At 58.6% G+C, this 10,090-nt stretch carries 5 protein-coding genes and 3 pseudogenes; 3 read left to right on the top strand and 5 right to left on the bottom strand.

The genetic code is table 11. The features are described from left to right. Positions 1–69: 69 nt before the first annotated feature. Positions 70–237, top strand: a pseudogene (locus AC0L3I_RS36320) (IS5/IS1182 family transposase); the annotation flags it as partial. Positions 238–812: 575 nt separating this feature from the next. On the opposite strand, the gene AC0L3I_RS36325 reads toward AC0L3I_RS36320, so the two are convergent. The 5 genes from AC0L3I_RS36325 to AC0L3I_RS36345 all read right to left on the bottom strand — a co-directional run bounded on the left by AC0L3I_RS36325 (position 813) and on the right by AC0L3I_RS36345 (position 7,419). Continuing rightward, the gene (locus tag AC0L3I_RS36325) at positions 813–1,820 is read right to left on the bottom strand and encodes a succinylglutamate desuccinylase/aspartoacylase family protein (protein ID WP_473530154.1); all 1,008 of its coding nucleotides are present in this window, start codon (positions 1,818–1,820) and stop codon (positions 813–815) included. Between the two features lie 202 nt (positions 1,821–2,022). Further along, entirely contained in the window at positions 2,023–3,801 is a 1,779-nt protein-coding gene (locus tag AC0L3I_RS36330) for an ABC transporter permease subunit (RefSeq protein ID WP_473530155.1), read from the bottom strand. A gap of 22 nt (positions 3,802–3,823) precedes the next feature. Next, positions 3,824–4,912, bottom strand: coding sequence for an ABC transporter ATP-binding protein (locus tag AC0L3I_RS36335; RefSeq protein WP_473530158.1), 1,089 nt, complete (start codon positions 4,910–4,912; stop codon positions 3,824–3,826). 153 nt (positions 4,913–5,065) lie between these two features. Further along, positions 5,066–6,172 (bottom strand): ABC transporter substrate-binding protein, encoded by a 1,107-nt coding sequence (locus AC0L3I_RS36340; protein ID WP_473530156.1) that lies wholly within the window; start codon positions 6,170–6,172, stop codon positions 5,066–5,068. Positions 6,173–6,240: 68 nt separating this feature from the next. Further along, positions 6,241–7,419 carry a M20 aminoacylase family protein gene (locus AC0L3I_RS36345; RefSeq protein WP_473530157.1) on the bottom strand — a complete coding sequence of 393 codons (1,179 nt, stop codon included), beginning with the start codon at positions 7,417–7,419 and terminating at the stop codon, positions 6,241–6,243. A 305-nt stretch (positions 7,420–7,724) separates the two neighbouring features. Between AC0L3I_RS36345 and AC0L3I_RS36350 the strand changes: the two are divergent. Together AC0L3I_RS36350 and AC0L3I_RS36355 are read left to right on the top strand one after the other, a co-directional pair. Further along, positions 7,725–8,887, top strand: a pseudogene (locus AC0L3I_RS36350) (IS110 family RNA-guided transposase). A gap of 688 nt (positions 8,888–9,575) precedes the next feature. Next, positions 9,576–10,090, top strand: a pseudogene (locus tag AC0L3I_RS36355) (MFS transporter); the annotation flags it as partial.

Here is a 10,090-nt window from a genome sequence, read left to right on the forward strand (position 1 = left end):
TCGCTACAGCGCTGTTGAGGGCGCGCTCGCGAGCGGCTTCGCTGCCGCCGACCTACACCACGCGGTGGGACACGACCCATCCCTCACGACACCGAAATGTACAAATGGCGCCATCTCGTTGAGAACTTCTTCTGCCATCTCAAGGCATTCCGACGCATCGCAACCCGTTACGAAAAGACCGATGCTTGCTTTGCCGGACTCCTCAATCTCGTCACCGCTTTCCTCGCAATCCGATGATTGTAAACAGGCCTTAGGCATTCAAAAAATTTTGCCGAATCTTTGCGACACGCAAATCGCCGGTCATGATATCTCCCGAGCAAATCTGTCACGAATCCGGATTTGGGAAGCGGAGAGCGGTGTGCACGGCGTCTCATCATGGGACGAGGATCAATTGCTGGTCTTAGCCAGATGCGTTAAGGGCAGGTTTGGGGACATAGACCGCGGAACGAATTTGGCCCATTGATGCCGGCGGCATAGTGCCACCAATGGTCACCAAGCTACTGAAACCCAGTTCTCGGTAGACTCTACAACATCAGTCTGGCGGCGGGGAAAGACGTGGTCGATCACATGTTCGCTTGCCAGTTCCTGGCGTGTAACGCCCGCGTTCTGCTGTTTGGAGCCCGCCATTATATCCGCCCGTAGCATGAGTTGCCGTTAGATCGGTTCGCGAGAGTATTGCTCGCGAGAAGTTCAAAAAGATTCGCGCGAAGCGGCGGCACCTTCAGTCCGGCAAAGGCGACACAGTCGCCAACGTGAAGTATGTCTGCTACGTCTATAGTCTCTGCGATCGCCGCACTGCGCCCATATCCTCCTCAAGGCGTTCTTCGTATTTGAAGCGGCCTGGCAAGGATCGCCACCTCCTCACCGGCTTCAACATGCAGTCCGGATCGGATACCACAGACGATGGAAGTGGTAGCCGCTCGTACATCAATGGAACGAGCTGACAGCGACTCCATCGGATGCAGGACGCCTATAAGATCCCCCCGTTTCACTTCATCCAGCACCGAGCAGCGAGGTTCGAAGATGCCTCGCGCGGGCGATTTCACATTGTCAGACGCGAGCGTCTCAAGCGTCTGGCTGGACTTCTTGTGAGAGAAGATTGGAAAATCGGCTTCCACCTGAACTAGTCCAAGCGCGACGAGGGCGTTGCGTACGCCAGCTTCATAGATGGCCAGAGAATCCGCTCCGACCGTGCCACCCCCAAATTCCGCACAAACGAAAACCTTACCTTGGCTGTGAGCATAGGTATCAAACATTCCAGGCGTGTCATTGTGTTCCCAAATCAAGGTGACGGGCAATTTGAATGCCTCTGCCATCTTGACTGTCTCGGCCATCAGCTCCGCGTCAGCGATCGGATGTGTCGTGCTTGCTGGTGGAAAATCCCAGGATGGCCCTCCGCTGTGCAGATCAAATATGGTGTCGGCCATTGGCAGCAGCAGGCGAGAAACCGCATCCGCGATTCGTTCGGTTACCGACCCATCGGCCCGGCCCGGAAACACTCGATTGAGATTCAAGCCGTCGAATGGCGTGTTGCGGCTCCATGCCTGTACGGCTGGCGGATTAAGCACGGGTAATATGCTGACTCTTCCACAGGTTTGTGCTTCTGGCAGCCAGTCGACAACCCGTCGTGCAACAATTGGCCCTTCCAGTTCGTTGCCATGACATCCACCGGTGATAAGGAGCCGTGGTCCCTCCCCCTTATTGAGACTGAAAACCGGAAGCGAAAGAGCTTCGCAGTCGGCGCCTTTGGGGACAACAAGGTGGCCGGTGCTCAAACCAGGTGTGTCAAGGTCGAATGTAAGGTGCGGGGTTTCGGTCACTGTCCAACGTCCATATGGTGAAGAATTTGCCGACTATCCGTGGCACTCGGCTGCTCGCAATCGATTCAAGGGCTTCGCAACGAGTGCTCGTAGGGGTGGGGCCGCGCGGGGAGGTGTGTTAGTCGCGGCCGGATTCTATGATGGGGGAAAAAGCCGCCAACCAGCCAGGCTAGCTGCCACGCCACGTGAGGGAGCATGCAGATCAAATAGCAAGTTCCGAGAATTTGTTCTGGGTTCTCGGTCTGGATCTCCACCACAAGGCGTAAAAGATGAGTATCCAGAGCAGGGGCAGCAGCATCAACAGCGATGTCACTGCTGCAATCGTCGGGTCGATTTGGTTGCGGATGTTCTCCAACATCTTCAGCGGCAAAGTGCGGACCGAAAGTCCGCCAACCAGAGATGTAATGACGGCCTCGTCGAAGGATTGGAGAAATGCGAACATGGCACCTCCGATTATGCCCGGCCGGATCAATGGGAGTGTCACCTTCACGAAGGTCTGAAACGGGCCCGCACGCATGCTCTTAGCTGCCTGCTCCAGCGTTCGGTCGAAATTCGCCAGCGTCGCCGAAACGATTACGACGACAATGCCGATGGCACCGATACTGTGCGCCAGGATGATCCCAGTCTGCGACCCGATGAGTCCAAGTTTAATCAGCCCGAGATAGGTCGCGATACCAACGACGATGACCGGGAACGTTATCGGCGTTATGATGATCATAGTTAGTAGGCCGCGCAGCCGTGGACCCACGCGGCTCAGGCCGAACGCGGCGAGGGTCCCTACAATGGTCGAAAGGATGGCAACTTCCACGCCGATCTGGACGCTGGTCCATGCGGCTCCGTTCCATGACGGATCGCCGAAGAAGGAACGGTACCACTGCAACGAAAGGCCCGAAGGCGGGAACTCCAGAAACGCCCCGGCGCTGAAAGACATGATAACAACGATGACGCCAGGGAAAAGAAGGTAGACCATAACGAAGAAGACGAACACTATTCCGACAATGTTCGGCCAGTGGCTGTCAGTTCCAGCCTGGTAGAGCTGGGCTGTCCAACGCTTCGCCCGATAGGGGCGGGGAAGCTCACTGAGATAGAGTTTCAAAATGCGAATTAGGGGCAGACGAATCAGCCAAGACTTCCGCGCCGGATTCGCGACACGCCCTTGGGTACCCGAAAGGTCGAGCCCGATCATGGAAAGCACGACGATCGCGACCGCCAGGAGGATGAAGGCTGCGGCGGCGATGCGTGAAATGTCGAAGGAGCTTTTGACCTGCGCGGCGATGAAGGTTGAAAGCATGGCGTCGCGTAACCCGCCCAGCGCCGCTGGCGTTATATAGAACCCCAGGCAGAACACGAATACAAGCAGGGAGCCACTGCGCACGCCTGGCAAGCTGAGGGGCAAGAAAATCCGCCGAAAAGCTGTAAAAGGCCGCGCACCCATGCTCCGAGCCGCCGCCATGAGCGACCTGTCAATTCCCATCATGGCGCTAACTAGAGGAAGGATCATCAGCGGCAACATGATGTGTACCATTCCAATGTAAACGGCCATGCGGTTGTAAATGAGGGGCAAGGGGCTGTGGATCAGCCCGAGGTTGAGCAAAAGATTGTTGATCACGCCACGATCGCCGAGAATGACAATCCACGCATATGTACGAGCCAACCCGCTGGTGAGATAGGGGATGATGACGAGAGCAATGAGTGTCATGCGCAGCGTCTTCGAAGCGGTCACGATCAGATATGCCGTGGGATAGCCGACGATGAGGCAGATGGCCGTGGCCACTAGGCTCACTTCGATGGTCTGGAAAAGCACGCGGATGTTCGCCGGCTGGCCGAAAAACGCGTGATAATTTGTCACCGAAAAGTCAGGCGCATTGAGGCTGGTCAGGAACAGCAGGACGATCGGTATGCCGAAGACGACGAGCAGGATAGCGAAGGCCGGTACGGTGAGCCCAATAGGCATTCGGCCCAATTTCTGAAAAGTTTTCATCAGCCTTGCCCTCTCGATGGGTTTACGCGGCGACGAAGCGAACGTCGGACCGCAGCCAGTCGAGGCATACCTCGTCGCCCGGTCGGAAGATTGGCTGCCCCGCGGCGACGTGCTCACGAACGATGAGGACTGCGCTCCCGACGCGTACATGGTACTTCCGCAACGGGCCAGCATAAATCATATCGTCGACCGTGCCAGTGACAGACTGGCGCTGGTCCGCGTCGGCGCGCTTCGATGCCTTCGGAGCGATGCAGATTCGCTCGGGCCGAATCATGGCTGCAACGCCGGAGGGCTGAGTTGCATCGGCTTCGATCCTGAACCCGGCATTTTCGAGGATGTTCGCCTCACCCAAAAATTTTGCCACGAAGCATGTTGCTGGCCGGTCGTACAGGGCCTCCGGACTGTCGGTCTGCTCGATACGCCCAGCGCGCATGACCACGATGCGGTCCGACAGCGTGAGCGCCTCCTCCTGGTCGTGCGTAACGCAGACCGTGGTGATGCCGTACTCTTTGTGCAGATTCTTCATCTCGATCTGCATCTGCTCGCGGAGATTGCGATCGAGCGCGCCGAGCGGTTCGTCGAGCAAAAGGAAAGGCGGATCCGCGATCATCGCGCGGGCAAGCGCCACGCGCTGCTGCTGGCCGCCACTCAATTGCGATGGCATGCGGTCGCCAAATTCTTTGAGGTGCACGCGCTCCAGCATCCGGCTGACCCGCGTTGTCCTCTCAGCAGCGTTTATGCCGCGCATTTCAAGTGGGAACTCCAGGTTCCGCGTCACAGTAAGATGCGGAAACAGCGCATAGCTCTGGAAAACGATACCTTGGTCGCGACGATAGGACGGCACTGCGGCGACCGAGTGTCCGCCGATCAGGATATCACCCGAGCTCGGTGCCTCAAAGCCGGCAAGTAGCATCAGTGTTGTGGTCTTGCCCGAACCGCTCGGACCGAGAATGGTCAGGAACTCGCCGCGACGCACTGTTAACGACAAATCTGTGACGGCAGGAACCGCCCCGTACATCTTGGTGACGCCTCGGAATTCGATCTGGGGTAGAATCGGTTTTTCCTGCAATGCGTCATCCTCTGGGAATGGGACGGGCGTTCTTGCATGCATGTTCACTGTTGCTCCTCCAGCGACGGCTGCCGGATGTCGTTGGCAAATGACCGAGTTCCTACCGCAAACTCAACGGGACCGGCGCACAGGCTGGTGGAATCCCTGCGCCAATCATTTTTCGACGGACTCCTCCGGATGGTCGGAAACCTATGTTTATTGGAGAATCCATTCGTTCCAGCGCTGGATAAGACGCTCAGTGTTCGAGCGGCCGTCCGGGCCGACTTCATTGTACCACTGCCCATTCACTGAAATGCTACTCTTCATGTAGTCAGGATGGGTAGGAAGCCTGCGGGCCACCTGATCCGGAAGCAGCTTGAAGGCATTGCGGTTGCTTGGGCCTTCAGGGAAGAGCTGGGCGAAGGCTGCTTGGCGGTCGGCGCGAGTGGCAAATTCGATAAACCTCTGTGCATTCTGCACATTGGAACCACCTTTGGGAAGCACCCAGTAGTCCCATTGTAGCTTTGCCTGATTCCGATTGATCTCAATTGGCGCGCCCTGATCGACCAAAAGAAGCGCCCGTCCGTCATATGATTGGGCGATGTCAATCACCTTATCATGCAACATTTGCTGGATTTCGGAACCACGGCCCCACCATTTACGGATATGCGGCTTTATCTTGTCTAGACTGGCAAAGATGCGATCGATGTCCATTGGGTAGAGCTGATCGGCGGGTACGCCATCCGCCAGCAGAGCTTCTTCCCAAGGCCCTTCCGATCCGTACTGGCCGGACACTAGCGTTCGGACGCCAGGGAACTTCTCGACGTTCCAGAACTCGGCCCAGGTTAACGGCCGCGGTTTGGCAGCAGGAAATGCTTCAGTATTATAGACCATATTGTAAGAATAGACTAGGTTGGCAACGCCGAACGGCTGCTTGGCGAAGTCGTATATGCCATCTAAATTTTCCGATTTATAGATGGAATAATCGATCTTCTCGAGAATTCCCTTTTGGGCCGCGACTAGACCGGCCCCCTGCCCTAAGGCCGCAACATCCACGGTGACATTGCTCGATTTTACCATCAATTCAACCTGACCCAAGTCCATATCGTCGGTGATCGGTATCACCTTGATACCGGTCTCCGCTTCGAACGGTTTGGCGTAGGCTTCTATGTTGGCTTTACCCCAATCGCCCCCCCCCAACACCGCCGTTATCTGGCCCGATGATTGAGCCGAGACTCGACTAGGAGCGCAAGACAGCGCGCCCACTGCGATTGCGGACGATGTCGCTTGCATGAAACGTCTGCGGGTTAACGAATAGCTCATTGTTGTTCCCCTTTGCTAGTCGTCTCGATCGAGACTGATTATGATGCTTCGCCTTGCGAATGTTGCACTCACAACTCTGAGTTCGCAGGCGCCAGAGCCGTTTCGGCCAGATTCACCCAATAGCCGATGCCGTACGGCAGGGCTTCGTCGTTAAAGTCATATGCTGGGTTGTGCAGGGCAGCGGTCGGGCCATTGCCCAGTAGAATGTACGCTCCGGGGCGCGCCTCAAGCATGTAAGCGAAGTCCTCCGATCCCATGCTTGGCTTGATCTTGTCGTCTACGGATGCCGACCCGACGAGGCAACGCGCCGCATTGATCGCCCGATTAGTCCCGTCCGTGTGATTGACGGTGAGGGGTTCGAGGCGCCTGTACCTGAACTCGACCTCAGCGCCGAACCCGCCTGCTATACCCCGCGCGCATGCCTCTACCCGTTGCTCTGCGAAGTCTCGCAACTCGGGAGCGAGGGTCCTTACCGTACCCGCGATTTCAGTGTGTTCCGGAATGATGTTGTAAGCTTGGCCGGCATTCAACTTTGTCACGGAGACGACGAGCGATTCCGTCGGGTCAGTATTGCGAGAAACCAGCGTTTGCAAGCCAACGATAACGTGCGCCGCTATGACAATGGAGTCTATTGCCATGTGCGGGATTGCAGCGTGCCCGCCCCGTCCCTTAACTATGATATCGAACTCGTCAAGCGCCGCCGCGATTGGGCCATGGCAAATTCCAAACTTGCCAACCTCCAGGCCAGGCTGATTGTGCATGCCGAAAACGTGAGATATTCCGAAACGGTCCATGATCCCTTCCTGGACCATCCGTTGACCGCCTCGTCCGTCCTCTTCCGCAGGCTGAAAGATCAAAGCAACCGAGCCCGTGAAATTGCGCGTAGCGGCTAGATATTTAGCGGCGCCGAGGAGCATCGCAGTGTGGCCATCGTGGCCACATGCATGCATCATTCCGACATTTTTCGACGCCCACGGCTTGTTTGACGCCTCAAGTATAGGCAATGCGTCCATGTCGGCGCGCAATCCGACCGTGGGCCCATCTCCAAGCTGGCCTTGTATCAACGCAACGATACCAGTTTCCGCTATGCCTGTTTCGATATGATTGATACCAAAGGAGGCGAGCTTCTCGGTCACGAAAGCCGCAGTGTCATGTACCCGATAGTCGAGCTCCGGAGTCTCGTGGAGGTAACGACGCCAAGTCGTGGCTTCGCCCTTGATATCGCTGAAACTTTCGAGATTCAACAATTGTGCGGACCTGATCGTTGCATCTTGGCGGAAAGCGCCATCTTGTAGCGATGATCGGTTGCCATATGGCTTCCGTCAAATGCAGTTTGCATATCGTCGTCATCTAGAACCGAGATAGTGGTTCGTCCCTCGAGGGCACTTGGCTTGATGGTTGGTTAAACAACATACGCCAATGAGGACGGGGCCGATACGCAGGCCGAGCGGTAATCCCATCGTGACCTGCCGCGCAGATGCTATGGGGCGAGCGGCGAGGGTGTGGCATCTTTCGGCGCTGTTAGAACCAACTCTTCAGAAGGAGGCGCCCCATGCCGCAGTCTTTTGACGCAAGCTCCCTTACCGCTTTTGAACAGGATAACACGATCGTCGCCGTCATCGAAATGAGCAAGGCGAAGTGGCTGATTGCCGCGCTTGTTCCGGGATTCAAGCGCCAGCCGCTGAAGAAGATTGATGCCGACGCGCCATCATTGTTGAAGCTGCTGCAGCGCTGGCGCGACGAAGCCGGCCAGGCCGGGCATACGATCAAGCGGATCGCCGTCGCCTATGAGGCGGCCGGCGACGGCTTTTGGCTGGCGCGCTGGCTGCGGGCGCGCGACATCGAGGCCTATGCCATCCACCCTGCCAGCGTTGCGGTGTCGCGTGAGCACCGGCGTGCCAAGACAGATCGGCTCGACACGGAGCTTTTGATGCGCGCCTTTCTCGGCTGGCTGCGGGGCGAGAAGCGCCATTGCAGTATGGCGGCGATTCCGACGCTCGAAGAAGAGGACGCGCGGCGGCCGAACCGCGAGCGACAGACCTTGGTCGGTGAGCAGACGCGGCTCGTCGACCGCATCAAGGCGATTCTCGCCCGCTTCGGCATTCGCAGCTTCCGCTTGAGCCTGCGCAATGCGGCCGACAGGCTCATCGCCATCCGCATAGGGGAGGGAACGCCGCTGCCGGACAACACCCGCGCCGAGTTGCACCGCTTGCTTGAGCGGGTCGACCTCCTGCGTGCGCAGATCCGCACCATCGAGGGCGACCGCCTGCGTAGGCTCGCCGCGGCTCCGGCTGCACCAGAAGGCCCGCAAGCGATGGTGCGCCTCATCGCACGGGTCATCGGCGTCGGTGTCGAGACGGCGGACATGCTGGTCCACGAGATCCTGTCGCGCGGATTGCGTGATCGCCGCGCGGTGGCGCGCTATGCCGGGCTCACGGGTTCGCCCGACGAGAGCGGCAAACGCCGGCGCGAGAAGGGGCTGGCACGCGCCGGCAGTGCCCGCGTGCGGCATGGCATGATCCAACTGGCCTGCGCTTTCTCCTCTTCCAGAAGGACAGTGCGCTGGCCCGATGGTTCCAGGCGCGCACGGCCGACGGCCGCAAGGCCACGCGCAAGACGATGATCGTGGCGCTGGCGCGCAAGCTTCTGATTGCGCTGTGGCGCCTCGTCACCACGGGCGAGGCGCCACAGGGCGTCAGCTTGCGTGCGGCGTGATGGGGACACGTGGGAAGAGGAGAGCAACGCACACCCAATTGGCTGGCCCGCAGAGGGTCTGCCGATGATGATCCGAGGTGGCGGCAACCCGAAGCTACACATGGTCCTCAGACCGCGGACGTAGAATGGGCCCGCCGCCCCGGAGCTTCGCCTACCGATGCGCATGCTGCATCATGGTTCAGATCCCCTGAGATCGACCGAATACAAGTCTGCCGCGCGGCCGCCCGCGTCCTGCTCATGGCGAACTCCGCCTCGGAATCCATTGTCGGCACCTCGCCGGGTCCCCAGCCGACCGAGCAAGCCTGCCGCCGTGCTCGTGACCGTCAAGGGCAAGTCGCTGCGCGATCGGGCCTGCGGCCCAGCCTTGACCGTCACTGCGCGCGGCGGCCAGAGCGAAGGTAGGTCGGGACGAGGAGATGGTCGCCAATCGGCCGAACCAGGAGATGGAGAAATGCAGGAGCAGGCTTGACTCTCATCGCCCCATACAGGTGTAGCTCGGCGGGACACGACCGGCGGGGCAATGAGCAGAGTGGCAGACTCGGATGTAATTTCGCCAGGGACGTTTGCGCCGCTCAGGAACCAGACCTTTCGTTCGATCTGGCTGGCCACACAGGTTTCCCAGTTTCGGCTAGCTGATCCAGAGGTTGCCATCGGCTGACTGATGACGACGATCTCGAGTTCCGATCTGATGGTTGCGCTAGTGGCTTCATCGAACCTGCTTGCGTTCATTTTGTCCGTTTTCTCCGGGGTTCTCGCGGACAATTTCAGCCGGCGCAGGGTCGGCGATACTCTCCGTTGCTGTGGCTATCGGCTTTGTCGACCCGTGGATGATACTCGGCTTCAGCTTTTTGATCGCAAGCGGCGGCGCTCTCAATGATCCCGCGTGGCAAGCTTCGGTTGGCGATATCGTGGACCGACGCGATTGTCCTGCTGCCGTGACCCTGCTCTCCGTCGGTTCCAACACCGTCCGAACCGTCGGCCCGGCACTCGGGGCATCGTGGTCTCCTCTTTTGGCCTTCTGGCGGCTTCCGCCGTACTACGCTCAGCTATCTGGCCCCTCTGGGCACGATATGGCGCTGCAGTGGAAGGTTTATAGCGCGGCGATCTGGGAGAGACCTGCGCGACAATCTGGGGATCTTCCGCATATTTGGTGCAGGGGACGGCGTTCCCTGGTTGCCCCGTCTGTTTCTACGGTCGTTAGGC

It is taken from the genome of Mesorhizobium sp. WSM4840, from assembly GCF_055811755.1.